Origin of the sequence: Mesorhizobium sp. KACC 23794 (assembly GCF_052180275.1) — a bacterium.
In the GTDB taxonomy this organism is placed as follows: Bacteria; Pseudomonadota; Alphaproteobacteria; order Rhizobiales; family Rhizobiaceae; genus Kumtagia.
Window position 1 is genome coordinate 6,564,519 of sequence record NZ_CP197465.1, and the last position, 19,927, is coordinate 6,584,445.

A 19,927-nucleotide genomic window follows, 5' to 3' on the forward strand; every position below is an offset into this window, starting at 1 on the left:
TGCTGCCCCTCCCTGCCCTCATCCTCCCTGGAAGCGGTTGCCGCACGGGCCGCTCTCCGATCGAAGGCAGCACGCATGCAGACCCGGCAGGCCGTCCTTACGAATGTCTATGCCTGCGCCTTCACGGCCTATGCCTGCTTTTCGATGTCCGATGCGTTCACGAAGGCGCTGCACGGTCCGCTGACCGTCTTTGAAATCGGCCTCTTCGAAAATCTTTTCGCGGCGCTGGTGGTGCTGGCGAGCCGCCACGAAAACGAGCGCTGGGTCGACTTCTGGAAGATGAACCGCCCCTGGCTGGTTCATTTCCGCGCCATATGCGGCGTGGTGACGAGCGTCTGCGCCATATACGCCTTCACCACCATCCCCCTCGTCGACGCCTACTCGCTGCTTTTCCTCGCGCCGTTCTTCGTCACCATCATGTCCGTTCTGGTCCTCCACGAATATGTGGGGCCGTGGCGATGGCTGGCGGTCATCCTCGGCTTCGGCGGCGTGTTGCTGGCGGTCAAGCCAGGTTTCCAGGAACTGCATCCGGGACATGTCAGCGCCGCGATCGCGGGATTTGCGACCGGCACATCGATCATCATCATGCGCAAGCTCGGATCGACCGCGAAGAAGACCAGCATACTGGGAACGCTGTTCGTCTACCTCATCCTGCTCAATGCGATCGGAACGGCGACCTGGGGGTTCCATCCGCCCTCCGCCCGCGACCTCCTCTTCATGGCCTTGTCGGGGTTGTGCGTGGGCCTCGGCCAGTTGGCATTCGTCACGGCCGCCCGCAGCGGCAATGCCAACCAGATAGCGCCGGTCGCCTATTCGCAACTCGGCTGGGCGATGCTGTTCGGCATCCTCCTGTTCAACGAATATCCCGACCTGCTCGCGATACTGGGCATTGCCGTCATTGCCGGCGCCGGCCTGCTCACGGTCCTGCGCGAACGCGCGCGGAAGATCAAATCCGCGAATCCGTCAGGCATACGCTGAGGATCTCGGCCGGCTAGGGTGTTCTCATCTTCGCCAGCGCAGCAGAAAAGACGTCCGCAGCCCCGATCTTCCCCGGCTTCAGGAAGAGCGATATGCGCCTTTCGTCCAGGGAGATGCAGGATCCCGCACCGAGCTCGTCGAACGGCAGCACCTGCATGCGCTGGATGCCCAAAGCCTCCACCACCGCGCCGGAGGTCTCGCCGCCCGAAACCACGAACTTGCGCACGCCGCGCTCCGCGAGACCTTTGGCAACCGTCGCCAGGATCGCCTCGGCCTTGCGCGCCGCGCCCATCACGCCGAACAGCGCCTGTGCCTGCGCAACCTGTGCGGGGTCGCCCGCCACGGACAGCCCCACAGCCCTGCCCTCTTCGAGGTGCCGGCCCGCCCAGGCGAGCGCCTGACCGGCCAGGCGGACTTCGTCGGCTTCGCGGATATCCAGGTCCAGCACCGGATTGGCACGGGCGAAGTGGTCGTGTTGAACAATCGAGATCTGGCTGCAACTGCCGACCAATACCGCCGCTCCGCCGGCACCGCGAACGGCTTGCGCGCGAGTATGGGATACGAAAGCCCGCTCCTCCTGACGCCACTGCATCGCCAGTTCGACGGCCAGCGCGTCCGCACCAGTAGTGACACGATCGTGGCGGAAGATCGCGGCGCCACAGGCGACGTCGTCATTGTCGACGCAGTCCATCAGGAAATAGCGGACGCCCCTGTCCTGCTGCTCGCGGACAAAGCCGCGCGCCGCGTCCACACCGCCATGCAAGACCCGGTGCGGCAGGAGGCCGACGGTTTCGCGCGTCTGACGCTGCAGCACCCGCACCATGTCGGGATCGTTCATCGGCGTGATCGGATCGAAGCGCTTGATCGACTCGGAGATCAGCCGGTCCTTGTAGAACATATAGCCTTCATGCACGTAGGTGCGGAAATCCGGATAACCCGGGCTGAACACCAGCCTTTCCATGCCATACCGCCGCATCAGGAAGTCGGCGCACGGGCCGATATTGCCCGCATCCGTCGAATCGAAGGTAGAGCAATATTTGTAGAAGATCCGACGCGTCCCGACAGCGTCGAGCGCGGTGGTCAGAGCATCCAGCCTGGCCACCGCTTCCGTGCTCGACAGGAAGCGCAGCCGGGTCGCCACGACAACGACCTCCTGGTCGCCGATATCGGGCAGAACGTCGGCGTCCGAGACATAAACGACGGGGATGCCGCGCCGCTCGAGCTGGCTGGCAACAAACAGCCCCCCGGTGAAGTCGTCGGCGACGACGGCAAACCTGAAGCTCGTGTGCCCCTCCTCGCGCCGGCCGGAACGGCACGCTCCATGTGCGGGGTCGACAGTGCCGGCCCCGCCCGGCCAACTTTGCCGGTCTATTCGGCCCGCAGATGCGTGACGAACTTGGTGTTGAGATACGGCTCCAGAGCGTCGGCGCCGCCCTCCGTGCCATAGCCGGAATCATTGATGCCGCCGAACGGAACCTCCGGCAGCGCCAGACCCAGATGGTTGATCGAAACCATGCCCGAACGGACTCCGCTCGACATCCTCGCCGCACTGTCGGCCGATCGTGTGAAGCCGTAGGCTGCGAGGCCGTAGTTCAGCCTGTTGGCCTCCTCCAAGGCTTCGTCCAACCCGCTGACGGGCACCATCAGCGCCACGGGACCAAACGGCTCCTCGTTCATGATGCGCGCCGTCCTCGGAACGTTGGAAAGAACGGTCGGTTCGAAGAAATATCCGGAATTGCCGATCCGCTTGCCCCCCGCAACCAGTTCAGCACCGGACTGCACGGCGTCCTGCACCAGCGCGCCCACGGCTTCGATGCGGCGCTCGCTGATCAGCGGTCCCATCATCGTGCCTTCGGCAAGGCCGTCGCCGACCTTGACCGCCCTGGTCAGCGCCGCAAAGCTGTCGACGAACTCGCCATAGACATCCTCGTCGACCAGGAAGCGCGTCGGCGCAACACAGACCTGGCCGGCGTTGCGGAACTTCGAACCGACCATCAATTTCGCCGCGCGCTGGATATCGGCATCCTTGAGTACGATCACGGGGGCATGGCCGCCGAGTTCCATCGTCACCCGCTTCATGTGCTGGCCGGCGAGGCCTGCGAGTTGCTTGCCTACCGCGGTGGAGCCCGTAAACGAGATCTTCCTGATGACGGGATGCGGGATCAGATAGGCGGAGATTTCGGCCGGCACACCGTAGACGAGATTGACGACGCCGGCCGGGAGCCCTGCATCGGCAAAGGCTCGGACGAGTTCAGCGGGAGACGCCGGCGTTTCCTCGGGAGCCTTGATGATGATGGAACAGCCGGTGGCGAGAGCCGCCGACAGCTTGCGGACCACCTGATTGAGCGGAAAGTTCCACGGCGTGAACGCCGCCACCGGACCGACCGGCTCCTTCACCGCGATCTGGCTAACGCCCCCGAGACGGGCCGGGATGGTGCGGCCATAGGTGCGGCGGCCTTCCTCGGCGAACCAGTCGATCAGGTCGGCGGCGGCGAGCGTTTCCATCCTCGCTTCCGCAAGCGGCTTGCCCTGCTCGGCCGTCATCGCGCGAGCGATGACGCTGGCGCGCTCGCGAACGAGTTCGGCCGCCTTCCGCATCAGCTTGTAACGGTCGAAGGACGACGTCCTGCTCCAGACGGCAAAGCCCTTCTCGGCCGCTTCCAGCGCCTCGTCGAGATCCGCGATTTCGGCGTGCGCGAGCCGACCCAGAACGACTTCGTTCGCCGGGTTGATGATAGGCAACGTCTTGCCCGACGCGGCAGGCTTCCACTGCCCGTTGATATGCAGCAAGACTTGTTCGGGGTAAGACACGATCACCAATCTCCTTGAGGCGCGGAATTCAGAACATGGATGGAGGGCCGCCCGCGCTATCGGCGAGGTTCGGGCCGTTTCGAGACCCTCCGCCGCGAAGCGAAGGCGAGGGTTGGGCTACTCCTGCAGGCTGGATCCGACAAGCATGGAGCAGCATGTCCCGTTGCGATAGCGACCCTACCGCTCCGTCCGATAGTCGATTTATTTCGCACTTTGCGTGCTATCATCCCGGAATGACGACTTCAATATTCGATGCCGCAAAACAGGCAGGCCAGCCCGCGACGATTTCGATCGATGTGTTTCAGCGTGGAACAAGCTGCCGAAGAAGAGCTGTAGTTTGGCTGGACGAAAACTCGCAATAGAACCACCTCCGCCCGCGGCGCAAGCAGCATGCGCCGGACCGCACCCCGATGGATCGCTTCGGCAAGCTGGAAGAGATCGTCAGACCAGCGCCGACCGCCCGCGCGGGACAGATGGCGCCGAACAGATAGGCGCTCTCGTAGCGCAGGTCGACGGGCTGGCACAGGTGGCTGCCGTGTCTTGCCTACCGCCGAACAATGCCTTTTTTCTGGTCGATGCGCGCCTCGTTCTGGAACCAGACCACCACCGGCATGCCACATTAATCTGTCATCCGCTTTTGCTACCGACGACCAGCACCTGATTGAGCACGCCGATCCCTTTCAGCGATGGAGGCGCAGCCGGAACTCGCCCTCGGCACCATGACGACACGTCGAGGCGGATTGGCCTACCACCTCAACAGTCGCCCACCCGCCGCCGCGCCGACCAACGCCAGAAGCGTGACAGCCAGCGTGTACCAGGTAGCGACGAAGAGCGGCGAATCGTCGACGCAGTGGGCGGCGTAGAAGGTGGCGGCGATGCCGCCTGCCAGCAGGCCGGCCAGCGCGCCGGCAGCACGGGGCCTTGTCGGCGCGCCCTGGCGCATCGCCCACAACAGGATCGCCAGGGGAGCGAGGGCGATCAGCGGGATGAAGGTCATGCACAGGGCCGCATTGGTGCCGATCCAGCGCGTCTCCCAGAGGCTGGAGGGCATGACGAAGAGCTCGACAGCGACGGCGGCAAGCAGCAGCAGCGGCGCGGCGGCCAGCAGGCGCGAGGCCCACGCGACGGGCGCGCCGGGACGCGACAGCGCGGCGAAGGCACCTGCGGCGGTGAGCGCCAGCGCGAGCGTGACGACGAACTTGAACAGGAAACGCGGCGTCTCGGCAGCGGCGGCGATGTCGGGACGCGGCCCGAGCATGGCGAAGAACGCCAAACCGCCGGCAACGACGGCAGCGCCAAAAGCACCCGCAAGCACCATCGACAGGCGTGGCGCCGATGGCGACGTGTCCTTGGCCAGTCCCCTGATGAGGCTTTCCGTGTCCATCATTTCTGTCCCTTGGCGATCGCCGCCAGCCCGCGATGCAGGGCGACACGCACCGCCGTCTCGTTCATGCCCAGCGCCTGCGCGGTCTCCGCGATGGAGCGGCCCTCGACCGAGATCGACGACACCACCTGCCGTTGGCCGGGCGGCAGGCGCTCCAGCGCCCGCTCGACTTCGCGCTGGCTTACGCTTTCCTGCTCCGGCTCGGCCAGCGTCTCGGCGAAATCGGCTATATCGACCTCGATGCGGCGACCGCGGCGGCGGAAGGCGTCGATGATCTTGTAGCGGGCGATGGCGAAAATCCAAGGCCGCACCGGCGCGTCGTCGCGCCAGGTATGGCGCTTGGTATGGATCGCCAAAAGACACTCCTGCACCACGTCCCCCGGGTCGATGCCATGGTCGATCCTGCGGCGTGCGAAGCCGCGCACCAGGGCTGCCACGCGCGACAGGAAGACGGCATAGGCCTTCTCGTCGCCCGCCAACGCGGCCCGGAACAGCCTTGCCAGTTCGGCTTCCTCGGCTGCCGTCACCGCGTTCTCACGACACTTCGCGGCGCGCACGAAATTGTTACACCGCCGGCTATTGAAAACGGGAGCGGAGCGGATGCGGTCATCACGAAACCATTGAGGGGTTGATGTAGCGCGGTCTGAGGCGACGGCTTCGCACTCCGCCGATACTCCGTCAACCGAACAGTGACGCCGGCCGGCTTTGGTGCACTTGGACATGCGCAGCTCTAAGCCAGGCCGGCAGTGCGGGCGCGACGTGCGGCTGACGCTGGCAATGGTGCCGGCCGCACTGTCCCGCAAAACGGGAAAGTTGTTCCCCGAGCCAGCGGCTTATCGTGGGGCACGGTCCCGCTAGGCTGCCCCACAGCACGGCATGGGGAGCGCGCAATGGACGTTTCGAACCCGGAATTTGCGGACACAGGCGTCAGGCACTACGGCCGGAGGACGGATGGCCGCCCGACCGATGACGACGGGCGAGCGGCCGGGGCGGCGTCGCTATGCGGCGGCGATTGCGAGACGTGCCCCAGGCGGGTGCTGCATGGATTGGGCATTCAACCGCCGCCCGGCGACGGTTGAATGCCTGCCGGCAAGGCCCGGCGGTTGCGCCGCCCCTCAAGTCCCGCCGGCACCTTCGCCCCACACAGGGCGCGGCGAAAGCTCGGGATGTTCCGCTCGCCGGCCGCTGGCGGGCGGCTTCTTCATTGGGGCGAGTCGAAATCCTTCCAGGCTCAGGCCTGCTCCGCCAGCCAGGTCTTCTCGAAATGCTGCTCGTAGGCCTGGTGCATCTGGTAGCCCATGACGGTCGGCTTCATGTGGCAGAACAGCTTTCGCCAGAACGGCTGCACGATGACGCCGGAATCCTGGAGGATGCGCTCGAGATCCTTCATCAGCACACGGCGCTTGTCGGCGTCGGGGATGGCGTTGGCCTCGCGCAGCTTGGCGTCGAAGTCCGGATCGGAGAAGGCGCTCTCGTTCCAGGCGCTGCCGGTCTGGTAGGCAAGCGCCAGCGTCTGGATGCCGAGCGGGCGGGCGTTCCAGTTGGTGGTGGCGAAGGGGTATTTCGTCCAGTCGTTCCAGAAGGTCGATTCCGGATAGATGGTGCGTTTCACCTTGAAGCCGGCATCGCGCATCTGCTGGGCGATGACGTCGGAAGATTCCTTGCGGTAGTCGGCGTCGACCGAGATCAGCTCGAACTCGAAGTCGGACTGGCCGGCCTCGGCCAGCAGTGCCTTCGCCTTCTCGGGGTCGCGGCGGATCGGCGGCAGCTCGGCATAGTCGGGATGCATCGGGCCGACATGATGGTTCTCGGCCACCGTGCCCATGCCGTCGGCACCGAGCTTCAGCACCACCTCGTTGTCGACGGCGAGCTGGATGGCATTGCGCACGCGCTTGTCGTCATAAGGTTTGTTGGCGACGTTGCTGCGCGCCACGATGGTGGTTGCGGTGACGATTTCCGACTTCTTGAGACCAAAGCCGTCGAGGATGGAGACATCGGCGGTCTGGGTCTGGCCGTTGAGGTCGATCTCGCCGGATTCGAAGGCGTTGACCGTGGCGCTGGAATCGGTGCCGTAGTCGGTCCAGTCGATGCCGTCCAAAAACACCTCACCACCCCACCACGACCCTTCGGGACGGCGGCGCACCGAGGCCTTCACGCCGACATCGAAGGCGGTGAGCTCGAACGGGCCGGTGCCGATCGGCTGCTCGGCCAGCGTCTTGCCGGCGGCGTCGAAGCCGCGATGCACGATGAGGGCCGGATAGTCGGTCATCGCCGGCACGATGGTGATGTCGGGGCGCGACAGCGTCAGCACCACGGTATGGTCGTCCTTGATGGCGATGGCGCCGCTGGCGGCCTTCTTGGTGTCGGGGTCGATCAGCGCGCCCATGCGGCCGGCCATGGAGTTGCCGGCGGCGTCCTTGTCACACCAGCGTGTGATGTTGAAGGCGACGTCCTCGGCGGTGAACGCATCGCCGTTCGACCATTTTACGCCCGGGCGCACTTTCAGCACATATTGCTTGGCGTCCTCGCTGATCTCCCAGCCTTCCAGCAGCATCGGCTGGAAGGTGAAGTCCTGGTTCCAGCGCACCAGCGGCTCGATGAACTGCATGGCGACGTTGCCCATCTGCGAGACGCTGAATTTTCGCGGGTCGTCGATGGCCATCACCTGCATGCTGACCTTGAGCACGCCGCCCTTCTTCGGCGCGCCGGCTTCCTGCGCGCCGGCTGGTTGCGGCATGCCGATCATGCCGTAGGCGGCGGCAGCGCTTGCGCCGAAGATGCTGGCCAGCGCCAGGAATTCGCGGCGGTCGAGTTTTCCGTCGCGCGCGGCCTGGGCGTAGCCCGGGATAGCCGGATGCAGGTCCTTGGATTTCATGTCAGTTTCTCCCATTGTTCTGAAGGTTTTAGGACGGACTTGATGCGGCCGGCCGTGGCAAGCAGAGCGGCGATAGTTTCGGGCGAGGAGCGGCGATGAATCTTCTGGCGGCGATGAAGGTGTTCGACCGCACCTGCGCGCTGGGCAGCCTGTCGGCGGCGGCGCGCGACCTCAACATGTCGACCACGGCGGTTAGCCGGCTGATCAAGGAGCTTGAGGACGACCTCGGCGTCAGGCTGATCAACCGCACGACGCGCCGCCTGGGTCTCACCGAGGCCGGCCGCGAATACAGCGAGCGCACGCGCATATTGCTCAACGAGATCGCTGAATTGCAGGATTCGACACGCGGCCTGCACAGCGCCACGCGCGGGCTGCTGCGCATCTCCTGCTCCAACGTGCTCGCGCAGACGCGCATCACGAGGCTGCTGCCGAGATTTTTGGACGAGAATCCGCAGGCCTCGATCGAATTCAACCTGACCTCGCGCTACGTCGTCGGCATCGTCGAGGAAGGCTACGACGTGGCGATCCGCTTCGAGGCGCAGACGGATTCGGCGCTGATCGCGCGGCAACTCGGGCAGGTGCGCAACTATGTCTGCGCCACGCCGGGCTACCTCGAAAAGCATGGACGGCCGAGACATCCGCAGGAACTGGCGGCGCATTCCTGCGTGCTCAGCAATTTTGCCCGGCGCATCGGCACCTGGCCTTTCGTCGGACCGGAAGGGCCGTTCAACGCGGCCGTCGGCGGGCGCGTGTCGACCAACAGCGTCGAGGCCGCCTACCAGATGACGCTGGCCGGCTTCGGCATCGGCAACCTGCCGAGCCTCTTGGTCGACAGGGCGATCGCGGCGGGCGAGCTGGAAGTGCTGCTCGACGAATTCCGGCCCGGCTCCAGCCCGATCTACGCGGTCTATCCGCACCGCACCTATGTAGCGGCCAAGGTGCGGGCTTTCGTCGAGTTTCTCGGTCGGGAACTGTCGCCGGATCTGGTGTGAGGGCTTGGTAGCGAAACTGATCAAGCAATAGCGCCCCCTCCACCGCCTACGGCGGTCCCCCTCCCCCGCTTCGCAGGGGAGGATCCGCGGTGGCACCGCCGGTACGCCCTGGTTCCTCCCCTGCGAAGCGGGGGAGGGGGACCATGCAAAGCATGGTGGAGGGGGCTTGAGTGGCAATATTAAACGCGCGCCGACGGCGGGCGCCGAAGAGCACCCACCTTCGGGATTTGCAGATTGAAGCGCGGTTTGTGGCACTACTTCCACCACTGCCGCGTGTCGTAGAGTGGCCCCGGCTCCTCGTGGAGCTTTTCGTATTTGCAGAGTTGCGGCGTGTCGCCGAGCGGGGTCGAGACGCCATCGCGAAAAGCCCATTCGCCGCGCTGGGTGGTATCGGCGCGCACGTAGCTGGACAGGGCAAAGGCGCGGTCGTGTTCGGACTTGTTGGGTGCCGAGCCGTGGACGGTGAGCAGGCCCCACATTGCGAGGTCGCCCGGCTCCAGTTCGAGGCTGACGATGGTGCCGGGATCGATGCCGACCGCCTTCAGTTCGTCCTCCGCCGTAAGACCCTTCATCAACTCGCCGGTGCCTTCGTCCGACAGGCCGAGATAACCGAGCTTATGGCTGCCGGGCACCACCTGCAGGCAGCCGTTCTCCCTTGTCGCGCGGTCGACGGCCAAGCCGGTGGTGACGGTGGCTTCCGCAATGTTGTCGAAGGCGCTCTGCGTGCGGAATCGCAAATCCTGGTGGAAGCGGTAGCCGGTGAGGTTGGCGCCCGGCGGCTTCCAGTGCAGTTGCTGGGCGATCTGCTTAATGTCGCGGCCGATCAGGCCTTCCAGCAGCATCAGGTAACGCTCGTCGCGGCGGAAGCGTTCGAAATAGGCGTTGATCCACGAGAACCAGTAGGCCTGCAGCACGTAACGCTTGCCGAAGTCGGCTTCCGGCAGGATCTGGAAGTTCAAATTGCCGTGCCGGTAGGTGGCGTGGTGCTTCAGTCCTTCTTCGTAGACGGCCTGGGTTTCGCGCTTCAACTGTTCCAGTTCGTCGCCGTCGACGAAGCCGCGGACGATGGCGTAACCTTCCTCGCGGTATTGCTCCACGGCGTCGCGCGCCTGCCCGGCAGTGATCATCGGCCTGTCCTCGTCCGTCTCGATTGCAGCGATGATATCGGCGCGGGCAAAACCGATAAGGCGCGGAATGCGGGAACGACTTTCCCGGAAATCGGCAAAATCGAAGTTGCCGCCGCCGCTGGCACAACGGCCGCAAAATCATGGTGCAGCGCAAAAACCTTTGACGGCAGGGCTTGTCCTCCTTGTTTCGTGAGCATGCTCATTATATATGGCGCTTATGAATTATGGAATCGACAGACTCGGCTTCCTCATCCACGACGCGGCGCGCGTGCTACGCAAGCGCTTCGAGGAGCGTGCCGGCAGCCTCGGGGTTTCCGCCGCGCACTGGCGGCTCCTGGTGCGCGTCGTCAAGGAAGAAGGCATCACTCAGGCGCGGCTGGCGGAATTGCTCGAAATAGAGCCGATCAGCGTCTCGCGCCTGCTCGACCGGATGGAGGAAAGCGGCTGGATCGAGCGCCGCGCCGCAGCCAACGACCGGCGGGTGCGCACCATCTTCCCGACCGCCAAGGCGCTCGATGCCTACCATGTCGTCAAGGGCATGGCCGGCGAGGTCTACGAGGAAGCGCTGGCCGGTGTCTCGCCGGACGAGCGCCGCGACCTGATCCGAGCGCTGGAAGCGATCACCCTCAATCTTTCCGACGGCGACCCCGCCGCCGCGACTGCGACGACCACAGACAATCGGAAATACGGATAGCAGACATGAACGCGATGGCGAAAGCGGACGGAGACGCCCGCAAGATTGAACTCGCGCCGGAACAGGCGATGCCCGCTCTCCCGGCGGCCCTCAGCCCAGTTCCCGCCCCGCAGCCGAAGAAGCGCCGCAGCCCGCGGCTGGTGCTCATGCTGGCGCTGCCGCTGCTGCTGGCTGTCGGCGGCAGCTATGTCTGGGTGACCGGCGGCCGCTACCAGGAGACCGACAACGCCAATCTGCAGCAGGCGGTGGTCACCATCGCCGCGCAGGTGGCGGGACGCGTCGTCCAGACCAATGTCGTCGATAACGGCTTGGTGAAGGCCGGCGACGTGCTGTTCGTCGTCGATCCGCAGCCCTCGAAGATCGCGCTGGAACAGGCAGACGCATCCCTCGCCGCCGCGCGCATCGCGGTCGAGCAGTTGCGCGCCAATTACAGCCAGGCGATCGCCCAGCAGCATATGGCCGCCAACGAGGTCACCTTCATGCAGGCCGAATACGACCGGCAGAAAGACCTTTCCGCCAAGGGCATCAGCTCGCGCGCTTTGCTCGACGAGGCGCAGCGCGACATCGCCAAGGCGCAGGACCAGGAACAGGCGGCGCAGGAAGCGGTGACCGGCGCGCTGGCCGCGCTCGGCGGCAAGGCCGACCTAGAGACCGACAGCCATCCGAGCGTGCTTACCGCCCAGGCGGCGCGCGACAAGGCCGCATACGACCTCGCGCAGACCACGGTGCGTGCGCCGGCAGACGGCATGATCTCGCAGGCCGCGTCCTTCAAGCTCGGTGAGTTGGTCAGCGAGAACACGCCGCTGTTCAGCCTGGTCGAGACCGACGAGGCATGGGTAGAGGCGAATTTCAAGGAAACGCAGCTCACCAACATGAAACCCGGTCAGACCGCCGAGATCGAACTCGACACCTATCCCGGCCGGCCGATCAAGGCGACCGTCGAGGCGATCGGCGCCGGCACCGGCGCGGAGTTCTCGCTGCTGCCCGCCCAGAACGCCACCGGCAACTGGGTGAAGGTCACCCAGCGCATCCCGGTGCGGCTCAAGGTCGATCCGACCACCGACCTGGCGCTGCGCACCGGCATGAGCGCCGACGTCACCGTCGACACCGGCGTCAGCCGCGGCCTGCCGAACTTCGCCGGGCTGACGGACAACGTGGCCGGCCTGTTCGGCGCGGCCAGCGCGGCGGAGTAACAACCGCACAAACTTCGAATGAAGGGCTCCCGCGAGGGGAGCGTCCCGTCATGGCCCAAACACCTTTCCAGGAAGTCCCGCATCGCGGCCTGATCACCGTCTCGATCATGCTGGCGACGATCATGCAGGTGCTGGACACCACGATCGCCAACGTCGCGCTGCCGAACATGACCGGCGACCTCGACGCCTCGCGCGACACGATCAACTGGGTGCTGACGTCCTACATCGTCGCCGCCGCCATCATGACGCCGGTGACGGGGTGGCTGGCCGACCGGTTCGGCCGGCGCGAGCTGTTTTTGACCACCATCGTCGGCTTCACCGCGATGTCCATGATGTGCGGCGTCGCCTGGAGCCTGGAGAGCATGGTGTTCTTCCGGCTGATGCAGGGCGTGTTCGGCGCGGCGATCGTGCCGCTGTCGCAGACCTTTTTGCTCGACATCAACCCCAAGGAGCGCCACGGCCAGGCGATGGCCGTGTGGGGCGCCGGCATCATGGTCGGCCCGATCATCGGCCCTACCCTCGGCGGCTGGCTGACCGACACGATGAGCTGGCGCTGGGTTTTCTTCATCAACCTGCCGGTCGGCATCCTCGCCTTCCTCGGCTGCGCCGCCTATTTGCCGCGCATCGCGCGGCGGCTGCGCGGCTTCGACTTCTTCGGCTTCGCCATGCTGTCGCTCGGCGTCGGCGCGCTGCAATTGATGCTCGACCGCGGCGGCGAGGTCGACTGGTTCGCCTCGCCCGAGATCTGGATCGAATTGGGGCTGGCGATCACCGGCTTCTGGGTGTTCATCGTGCATCTGACTACGGCCAAGGACACCTTCATCGACCCGGCGATCTTCAAGGATCGCAACTTCGTCACCGGGCTGGTGTTCATCTTCATCGTCGGCATCATCCTGCTCGCCAGCCTGGCGCTGCTGCCGCCGATGCTCAGCAATCTGTTCAACCACTCGACCATCCTGACCGGGCTGGTGATGGCGCCGCGCGGCGTCGGCACGATGATCTCGATGCTGCTGGTCGGGCGGCTTGTGCGCCTCGTCGACGCCCGCATCCTGGTGGTCACCGGGCTGCTGCTGACGGCGTGGTCGCTCTACGACATGACCGGCTTCTCGCCCCAGATGGACGACAATTTGATCATCTTCTCCGGCGTGGTCCAGGGCCTAGGGCTGGGCCTGGTGTTCGTGCCGTTGTCGACGGTCGCCTTCGCGACGCTGGAGCCGCGTTTCCGCACCGACGCAGCGGCGCTGTTCAGCCTGGTGCGCAACCTCGGCTCGGCCATCGGCATCTCGGTGGTCACCGTGCTGCTCACGCATAATCTTCAGGTCAACCATAGTGAGCTGTCGGCGGCGATCACCCCGTTCAACCCGACGCTCAGGGCGCTGTCGCCGGCGGCGGCGAACAGCGACCCGACAGCGCTGATGCAACTCGACCTGCTGGTCAACGCTCAGGCGATGCTGATCTCCTATGTCGACGACTTCAAGCTCATGATGATGGTGACGCTATGCGCCATCCCGCTGGCGCTGCTGTTGCGCAAACCCAAGGCTACCGTCGCCGGAGCCGCCGCGCCACCGGCGGCCCATATGGATTGACGGGTTCGACGGCCCGCACAATCCTCAATCGTAGCGCAGATCGTCCGCCTTGCCGCCGAAGACGCGATAGGCGTAGACGGAATAGCCGAGGATGACCGGCAGCACGAAGCATACGCCGACCAGGATGATGCCGAGCGCCTCGGGAGCGGATGCCGCCTGCCAGATGGTCAGTTTCTCGGGCACGACGAAGGGATAGAACGACCAGGCGAGGCCAGCGAAGCCCAGCGTGAAGATGGCGGCGAGCGACAGGAAGGGCAGCAAGGCATGTCGGTCGTTCGGTTTCGGCATTTGAAAAGTCTGCCGCCACAGCCAGAGGAACAGCAGGCCGGAGAGGATCGGCAGCGGCGACAGCCATAGAAGTTCGGGAAAGACGAACCATTTGGCGAAGATCCGCGGCGAGGCGAAGGGCGTGGCGAGCGACACGGCCGCCATGCCGAGCGCTGTGAACACCAGCGCCGAGCGCAGCCACAGCACCGCCTTCTTCTGCAGCGCGCCCTCGGTCTTGTAGATCAGCCAGGCAGCACCCATCGCGGCATAGGCGGCGGCAAGACAGAACGCCACCAGCACGCCGAAGGCAGCCGCCGCAAGGCCCGTCTGCAGGCCGAGCACATAGACGCCAAGCATGTAGCCCTGCGCCAGCGAGGCGGTGAGCGAACCGGCGAAGAAGATGCGGTTCCAGCGGTGCTTGCGATGCGTCGGCACCTTCGCGCGGAAATCGAAGGCGACGCCGCGCAGGATCAGCCCGACCAGCAGCACGAAGACCGGCAGGTAGAGCGCGGTGAGGATGACGCCGTGCGCCATCGGGAAGGCCACCAGCAGCAGGCCGACCGCCAGCACCAGCCAGGTCTCGTTGGCGTCCCAGAACGGGCCGATGGCGGCGACCATCGTGTCCTGCTCGGCGTCACCGGCCAGCGAGAACAGGATGCCGATGCCGAGATCGAAACCGTCGAGCACGACGTAGATGAGGATCGCCAGGCCCATCAGGCCGGCGAAGATCAGCGGGAGGAGTGTCGGCCAGTCGAGGGTCATGGGTAGCAATCTCCCTTGCTGCTGCTGCCCCCTCCACCACGCTTCGCGTGGTCGCTCTCCCCCGCTTCGCAGGGGAGGAACCAACGACGCTGCCGGTACACTCTGGATCTTCCCCCGTTTACGGGGGAGGGGGACCACGCGAAGCGTGGTGGAGGGGGCATAAACATCATTTGCTTCTCCGCCTGGCAGCCGTTTCCGCAATCATCACCAGCATTCCTTCCAGCGCACGATCATCCAGCACGTCGGAAGCTGCGATCCGCATTGTGTGAATGCCATGTTCCGCGAGGCAGGCATCGCGGCGATGGTCTTTGTGGATTTGTCCCGGAAGGTCATGATGCGCACCATCGACCTCAATCGCCAGACGAGCCAATGGACAGTAGAAATCGAGTACGAACGGTCCGACCGGATGCTGCCGCCTGAAACGCAATCCATCAAGCCGCGATCCGCGCAGACAATCCCACAGCAACACCTCGGGAAGGCTCATATCCCGGCGCAAATCTCGAGCGCGAGCAAATGTCGGTTCTGGTGCGCGCATCCTTGTTTCCAGTCTGTTGCCCCCTCCACCACGCTTCGCGTGGTCCCCCTCCCCCGCTTCGCAGGGGAGGACCAACTCACCCCGCCATCGGCTGCGCGGCGGGCTTGTCCAGCACCGCCGGCAAGGGCGATTTGTCGCCGTCTCTCGCCGCCTTCAGCGCGAGGTGCACCAGCGTGCCGAGATAAGCGACAAGCAGGGTCGCGTAGAGCAGGAGATAGACCACCAGCGTGAAGGCGACGTGGCCGCCGGCGACGGGACCCACGGCGTCGGCGGTCTTTAATATGCCGGTGACCAGCCAGGGCTGGCGGCCGATCTCGGTGACGTACCAGCCGGCCAGCGTCGCGACCCAGCCCGACAGCGCCATCGGCACCATCAGCATCGCCAGCGGCCGCGGCAGCGTGCGGCGCCGCCACAGGAAGAAGGTGGCCGTCCACGACACGGCGAGCATCAGCACGCCGACGCCGACCATGATGCGAAAGCCCCAGAACAGCGGCAGCACCGGCGGATGGTTGCCGACATAGTCGTTCAGGCCGGGCACGACGCCGTCGGGGGAGTGGCGCAGGATCAGGCTGGCTCCGTCAGGGATCGACACCTCGAACAAATTCTCCCGCAAGGCTTCGTCCGGCCAGGCGAACAACACCAGAGGCACGTTCGGCCTCGTCTCCCAGTTGGCCTCCATCGCCGCGATCTTCTGCGGCTGGTGCTCCAGCGTGTTCAGTCCGTGCTGGTCGCCGGCGAAGATCTGGATCGGGATCAGGATCGCGCCGAGGAAGACACCGGTGCGCAGCGCCTTCCACATGGATTCGGAGCGGTCGCCGGCAAGGAAACGCAGCGCCGACAGGCCGGCGACGAGGAAGGAGACCGTCAGACCCGACGCCAGCAGCATGTGGACCAGCCGGTACGGGAAGGACGGATTGAAGATCACTGCCCACCAGCTTGCGACATGGACGACGCCGTCGCGGATCTCGAAGCCGGCCGGCGTCTGCATCCAGGAGTTCAGGGCCAGAATCCAGAAGGCGGAAAGCGTGGTGCCGCCGGCTACCAGCACGGTGGCCGCCGTGTGCACCTTGTTGGAGACGCGACGGAAGCCGAACAGCATGATGCCAAGGAAGGCCGCCTCCAGGAAGAAGGCGGTCAGCACCTCGTAGGCAAGCAGCGGACCGGCGATGTTGCCGACCTTCTCCATGTAGCCCGGCCAGTTCGTGCCGAACTGGAAACTCATGGTGACGCCGGATACGACCCCCATCGCGAACGTCAGCGCGAACACCTTCACCCAGGTGAAATAGGCGCGCATCCATGCGGTGTCGGAGGTGGCGTTGTAGCGCAGCTTGAAGAACAGCAGCACCCAGCCCAGCGCGATCGTGATGGTCGGGAACAGGATATGGAACGAAATGTTCGCGCCAAACTGCATACGGGATAGAATGAGCGGGTCCATGAAGCGTGCCCCCGGCAGGTTCCTACAATGTAGAGTATGTGCTGGCGCCCACGCCGTCAAAGCGGCACGGCGACACGCGGGGCGCGATGTCGCACCTGCCGCCGCAACCCGGCCGGCGCGGGTTGACAGGACGACGCTTCCGCCCGATCACCGGCACCGCAACGGCCGGAACGCGAGCGTGGCATGATCGAGACGGAAGTTTTGGTGATCGGCGGCGGTGCCGCGGGCCTTGCCGCGGCGCAGGCGCTGGCAAGGGGCGGCGTCGAGGTGCGGCTGCTGGAGGGCGACGCCGAACTCGGCGGGCCATGGCGGCGGCGCCACAAGAACCTGACGCTGAACTCGCATCGCGACCTCTCGGTGCTGCCCGGCGTCAAATATCCGGCCGGCACGCCGGCCTTCCCCAGCCGCGCAGCGGTGATCTCGCTGTTCGAGGATTTTGCACGCCTTCATGGGCTGGCCATCGATTTCTCCACCACCGTCGAGCGGGTGGAGCGCGCCGGCGACCGTTGGGAGGCAGTGGCCGGCGGGCGCAGCTATCGGGCGCGGCACGTCATCATTGCCACGGGACGCGACAAAGTCCCGTTCATTCCCGACTGGCCGGGCTCGACCGGCTTCACCGGCCGGATCGTGCATGCCGCGCATTTCGGCGAAGCAGCGGCCTATCGCGGCTTGAGCGTGGCGGTGGCGGGCGCGGGCAATTCCGGCATCGACGTGCTCAACCATCTGATCCGGGTGGAAACCGGGCCGCTGTGGCTATCGGCACGGCATGCGCTGGCGGTGCTGCCGAAGCGGGTCTTCAACCTTGCCGTGCACAAGCAATCGCCGATGCTGGCGCGGCTGCCGCTGGCGGTAGCGGACCGGGTGATCTCGACGGTGCAGCGCCTGAGTTTCGGCGACCTGAGCCGGCTCGGCCTGCCTGCGCCCGCGGGCGGGCCGGCCAGCCGGCTCGCCATCGACAGCGTCGCGATCGCCAGCGACGACGGCGCTGTCGCGGCGATGAAGGCCGGGCGCATCAAGGCCGTCCCGGAGATCCGCGCCTTCGACGGCCGGAAGGTCATCCTGCAGGACGGCAGTTCGATCGAGCCGGACGTGGTCATCGCCGCGACTGGTTATCGCACCGGGCTGGAGCCGATGGTGGGGCACCTCGGCGTGCTGGACGCGCGCGGCAAGCCGCTGTTCAACGGTGGGCAGAACGATCCCAACCTGCCGGGGCTGTGGTTCACCGGCATGCGGGCAGACCTGCGCGGCTGCTTCATGAACGCGACCGACAAGGCAGAAGCGATTGCCCGTTCAATCGGAACGCAGTCGAGATAGCTATAAATATGTTGCTGGTTACTCCTTCCGCTCTTTATTGTTCACACTCAACTGCAAACGTGATTGACGAAATTTTCTCACAATGCAATTTTGAATGAACATCACATTTGCGTTGGAAAATATCCCTCATGGGGCGACGGCCGAATCGACCAGGTCTTTTCAACAACCGTGCGCTGGCAAATCATCACGCGAATGTCGCGCGACTGAGAATGTCCCTGAGCAATTCCGCGCTCAGGGATTCACCATTTTTCAGAAACCTCCGGCGCATTTCGAGCGCGGAAGCAAAGTCACTTCGTCCCGTATACTCGGTCAGCCGTGAACTGAATCTGCCCGAGCAAAGAGAGCGCGATAAAGCTCGTGAAAATGTTGAAGAATTCGTCGAAAACATATTCGATAAAATGAAATCATTGAACGAATACGACCTCAAATCCAGATCAAATACCAATTTGTCCGAGCAGTCATTTCGCTATATAAATCAATGTCAATCCGACAGATACGCCATGATTCGAGATGTTGACAATAATATTATTCATTTTGATGCGTACGACTATCCGTTTATCTTAGTAAACGATTGGGAAAATTTAAGATTATTGCAGGTTTATGTTGAGCTTTATACGGCTTCCGTTTCCGATCCGCAATTTTCTCCGGGCTGCACCATAGACAATCCGACGGGTTTGGTCACGGTAATCGTGAGTAGGATCGCTCCGTCTTTAACACCAAACGGCAGTATCCGTCCTTATCGGGGTTATTAGGCCGTTGCCATTCATAGACCCATTCGTCATCTTCCAAATGCTTTCACGCTTTTTGATTTTGCCGCGGTCGAGGCGGAACTTCTGTCCTCCGCGCTTCTGATCTCACATGGCGTTAAAAGGGCGACAGCAGAGCGCGGCAGGCCGCCGGCAAGTTGCCCGTCCCCGCTACAAAGCCGCTCATGCTTCAAGGACAAACCTTGGCGAAACGCAGATGTCGCTCGTCGAGGCCAATATAGCCATCTGCCGGGCTATGTGCCGAGCGCCGCCTCGACCTCCGCGCGCAGCGGGATGGAGGGCTGGGCGCCGTTGCGCGTGCAGGCGAGAGAGCCGGCAGCGGCGGCGCGGGCCAGCGACGGTTCCAGCGGCAGCCCCTCCGACAGGCCGGCGGCGAGATAGCCGCAAAACGTGTCGCCGGCGCCAACGGTGTCGACCGGCGTCACCTTCAGAGCCGGCACGCGCAGCAGGCGGCCGCCTTCGACCGCGATGACGCCGTCGCCGCCCAGCGTGACGACGATGGTGCGGCCGGTCTGCACGGCGAAGGCGCGCATGCGTTCCTCTCGCCCGCCGCCTGCCAATCCCAGCGCATCCGCATAGAGGTCGAACTCGGTCTCATTGGCAACCACATGGTCGGCCATGGCGAGCAGATAGGCGGCCTCGGGCCGGAATGGTGCGGTGTTGAGGATCGACCGCGCCCCGGCGGCGCGGGCCGAAGCGAGGGCCGTCTCGACGGTCTCCAGCGGCACTTCGTGCTGGAGCAGCACGACGTCTCCCTGCCTGAAATCGGCCTTGGCGAGATCTCCCGGCAGTACGGTGCCGTTGGCGCCGGCAACCACGACGATGACGTTCTCGCCCTTGCCATCGACGAAGATGAGCGCCACGCCGGTGGCCGCCGCCGCCTCGCGCACGCCGTCGAGATCGACCTTGCCGGTGGCGAGCAGGGCCAGCGCCTCGGCGGCGAAGGCATCCTTGCCGACGGCGCCGACCATGCGCACCTTGCCGCCGGCGCGTGCCGCGGCCAGCGCCTGGTTGGCGCCCTTGCCACCGGGCGCTGTGCGGAAGGTCGAACCGGGAACCGTTTCGCCGGGCGCCGGCAGGCGTTCGACATTGGCGATGAGATCGAGATTGATCGAGCCGACGACGGTGATCAAGGCAGCCTCCCCTTTGTTGTTTGCCGACCTCTAGCCTGTCCGCGCGGCAATGGAAATATGGGCTGGAGCCGGTC

At 64.9% G+C, this 19,927-nt stretch carries 17 protein-coding genes and 1 pseudogene; 7 read left to right on the top strand and 11 right to left on the bottom strand.

Going from position 1 to position 19,927, the window contains the following annotated elements; all coding sequences use genetic code 11:
• Positions 1-75: 75 nt before the first annotated feature.
• Entirely contained in the window at positions 76-978 is a 903-nt protein-coding gene (locus tag ACSBOB_RS31780; protein ID WP_442580005.1) for a DMT family transporter, read from the top strand.
• A 13-nt stretch (positions 979-991) separates the two neighbouring features.
• Here the strand turns inward: ACSBOB_RS31780 and ACSBOB_RS31785 are convergent, their stop codons facing one another.
• From ACSBOB_RS31785 to ACSBOB_RS31810, 6 genes and pseudogenes are all read right to left on the bottom strand, one after another.
• On the bottom strand, positions 992-2,350 hold the full coding sequence (locus ACSBOB_RS31785) for a four-carbon acid sugar kinase family protein (protein WP_442583892.1): 1,359 nt from the start codon (positions 2,348-2,350) through the stop codon (positions 992-994).
• Positions 2,347-3,795, bottom strand: coding sequence for an NAD-dependent succinate-semialdehyde dehydrogenase (locus tag ACSBOB_RS31790; RefSeq protein WP_442580006.1), 1,449 nt, complete (start codon positions 3,793-3,795; stop codon positions 2,347-2,349). Before ACSBOB_RS31790 ends, ACSBOB_RS31785 begins: the two co-directional genes overlap by 4 nt.
• 430 nt (positions 3,796-4,225) lie before the next feature.
• Positions 4,226-4,405: pseudogene (locus ACSBOB_RS31795) on the bottom strand (IS630 family transposase); the annotation flags it as partial.
• A 129-nt stretch (positions 4,406-4,534) separates the two neighbouring features.
• Entirely contained in the window at positions 4,535-5,173 is a 639-nt protein-coding gene (locus ACSBOB_RS31800) for an NrsF family protein (RefSeq protein WP_442583893.1), read from the bottom strand.
• A complete protein-coding gene (locus tag ACSBOB_RS31805; RefSeq protein ID WP_442580007.1) occupies positions 5,173-5,700 on the bottom strand; it encodes a sigma-70 family RNA polymerase sigma factor in 528 nt (175 codons plus the stop codon). Before ACSBOB_RS31805 ends, ACSBOB_RS31800 begins: the two co-directional genes overlap by 1 nt.
• Before the next feature lie 704 nt (positions 5,701-6,404).
• Positions 6,405-8,048: an ABC transporter substrate-binding protein gene (locus ACSBOB_RS31810; RefSeq protein WP_442580008.1), complete on the bottom strand. Its 1,644-nt coding sequence runs from the start codon at positions 8,046-8,048 to the stop codon at positions 6,405-6,407.
• Positions 8,049-8,143: 95 nt separating this feature from the next.
• Here ACSBOB_RS31810 and ACSBOB_RS31815 point away from each other — a divergent pair, with 95 nt between their 5' ends.
• Positions 8,144-9,040: a LysR family transcriptional regulator gene (locus ACSBOB_RS31815; RefSeq protein WP_442580009.1), complete on the top strand. Its 897-nt coding sequence runs from the start codon at positions 8,144-8,146 to the stop codon at positions 9,038-9,040.
• Between the two features lie 254 nt (positions 9,041-9,294).
• On the opposite strand, the gene ACSBOB_RS31820 is transcribed toward ACSBOB_RS31815, so the two are convergent.
• On the bottom strand, positions 9,295-10,167 hold the full coding sequence (locus ACSBOB_RS31820; protein ID WP_442580010.1) for a phytanoyl-CoA dioxygenase family protein: 873 nt from the start codon (positions 10,165-10,167) through the stop codon (positions 9,295-9,297).
• A 208-nt stretch (positions 10,168-10,375) separates the two neighbouring features.
• Here ACSBOB_RS31820 and ACSBOB_RS31825 point away from each other — a divergent pair, with 208 nt between their 5' ends.
• Genes ACSBOB_RS31825 through ACSBOB_RS31835 form a run of 3 tightly spaced genes read left to right on the top strand, consistent with a single transcriptional unit; the run spans position 10,376 to position 13,640 of the window.
• On the top strand, positions 10,376-10,861 hold the full coding sequence (locus ACSBOB_RS31825) for a MarR family winged helix-turn-helix transcriptional regulator (RefSeq protein WP_442580011.1): 486 nt from the start codon (positions 10,376-10,378) through the stop codon (positions 10,859-10,861).
• A 5-nt stretch (positions 10,862-10,866) separates the two neighbouring features.
• A complete protein-coding gene (locus ACSBOB_RS31830) occupies positions 10,867-12,054 on the top strand; it encodes an HlyD family secretion protein (protein WP_442580012.1) in 1,188 nt (395 codons plus the stop codon).
• Positions 12,055-12,104: 50 nt separating this feature from the next.
• Complete coding sequence (locus ACSBOB_RS31835) at positions 12,105-13,640, top strand: DHA2 family efflux MFS transporter permease subunit (RefSeq protein WP_442580013.1); 1,536 nt, start codon at positions 12,105-12,107, stop codon at positions 13,638-13,640.
• Between the two features lie 24 nt (positions 13,641-13,664).
• On the opposite strand, the gene ACSBOB_RS31840 is transcribed toward ACSBOB_RS31835, so the two are convergent.
• The 3 genes from ACSBOB_RS31840 to ACSBOB_RS31850 all read right to left on the bottom strand — a co-directional run bounded on the left by ACSBOB_RS31840 (position 13,665) and on the right by ACSBOB_RS31850 (position 16,639).
• Positions 13,665-14,669 (bottom strand): cytochrome d ubiquinol oxidase subunit II, encoded by a 1,005-nt coding sequence (locus ACSBOB_RS31840; protein ID WP_442580014.1) that lies wholly within the window; start codon positions 14,667-14,669, stop codon positions 13,665-13,667.
• A 166-nt stretch (positions 14,670-14,835) separates the two neighbouring features.
• A complete protein-coding gene (locus ACSBOB_RS31845) occupies positions 14,836-15,204 on the bottom strand; it encodes an endonuclease domain-containing protein (RefSeq protein WP_442580015.1) in 369 nt (122 codons plus the stop codon).
• A 76-nt stretch (positions 15,205-15,280) separates the two neighbouring features.
• The gene (locus ACSBOB_RS31850) at positions 15,281-16,639 is read right to left on the bottom strand and encodes a cytochrome ubiquinol oxidase subunit I (RefSeq protein ID WP_442580016.1); all 1,359 of its coding nucleotides are present in this window, start codon (positions 16,637-16,639) and stop codon (positions 15,281-15,283) included.
• A 183-nt stretch (positions 16,640-16,822) separates the two neighbouring features.
• Here ACSBOB_RS31850 and ACSBOB_RS31855 point away from each other — a divergent pair, with 183 nt between their 5' ends.
• Complete coding sequence (locus ACSBOB_RS31855; protein WP_442580017.1) at positions 16,823-17,953, top strand: flavin-containing monooxygenase; 1,131 nt, start codon at positions 16,823-16,825, stop codon at positions 17,951-17,953.
• A gap of 128 nt (positions 17,954-18,081) precedes the next feature.
• On the top strand, positions 18,082-18,705 hold the full coding sequence (locus ACSBOB_RS31860; RefSeq protein ID WP_442580018.1) for a hypothetical protein: 624 nt from the start codon (positions 18,082-18,084) through the stop codon (positions 18,703-18,705).
• 248 nt (positions 18,706-18,953) lie between these two features.
• On the opposite strand, the gene ACSBOB_RS31865 is transcribed toward ACSBOB_RS31860, so the two are convergent.
• A complete protein-coding gene (locus ACSBOB_RS31865) occupies positions 18,954-19,853 on the bottom strand; it encodes a ribokinase (RefSeq protein ID WP_442580019.1) in 900 nt (299 codons plus the stop codon).
• Positions 19,854-19,927 lie beyond the last annotated feature (74 nt).

Coding starts and splice junctions, on each gene's coding strand:
- ACSBOB_RS31855 (WP_442580017.1), top strand. CDS start 16,823: ATGATCGAGACGGAAGTTTTGGTGATCGGCGGCGGTGCCGCGGGCCTT.
- ACSBOB_RS31820 (WP_442580010.1), bottom strand. CDS start 10,167: ATGATCACTGCCGGGCAGGCGCGCGACGCCGTGGAGCAATACCGCGAG.
- ACSBOB_RS31840 (WP_442580014.1), bottom strand. CDS start 14,669: ATGACCCTCGACTGGCCGACACTCCTCCCGCTGATCTTCGCCGGCCTG.
- ACSBOB_RS31835 (WP_442580013.1), top strand. CDS start 12,105: ATGGCCCAAACACCTTTCCAGGAAGTCCCGCATCGCGGCCTGATCACC.
- ACSBOB_RS31860 (WP_442580018.1), top strand. CDS start 18,082: ATGGGGCGACGGCCGAATCGACCAGGTCTTTTCAACAACCGTGCGCTG.
- ACSBOB_RS31825 (WP_442580011.1), top strand. CDS start 10,376: ATGGCGCTTATGAATTATGGAATCGACAGACTCGGCTTCCTCATCCAC.
- ACSBOB_RS31845 (WP_442580015.1), bottom strand. CDS start 15,204: ATGCGCGCACCAGAACCGACATTTGCTCGCGCTCGAGATTTGCGCCGG.
- ACSBOB_RS31780 (WP_442580005.1), top strand. CDS start 76: ATGCAGACCCGGCAGGCCGTCCTTACGAATGTCTATGCCTGCGCCTTC.
- ACSBOB_RS31800 (WP_442583893.1), bottom strand. CDS start 5,173: ATGGACACGGAAAGCCTCATCAGGGGACTGGCCAAGGACACGTCGCCA.
- ACSBOB_RS31850 (WP_442580016.1), bottom strand. CDS start 16,639: ATGGACCCGCTCATTCTATCCCGTATGCAGTTTGGCGCGAACATTTCG.
- ACSBOB_RS31830 (WP_442580012.1), top strand. CDS start 10,867: ATGAACGCGATGGCGAAAGCGGACGGAGACGCCCGCAAGATTGAACTC.
- ACSBOB_RS31810 (WP_442580008.1), bottom strand. CDS start 8,048: ATGAAATCCAAGGACCTGCATCCGGCTATCCCGGGCTACGCCCAGGCC.
- ACSBOB_RS31815 (WP_442580009.1), top strand. CDS start 8,144: ATGAATCTTCTGGCGGCGATGAAGGTGTTCGACCGCACCTGCGCGCTG.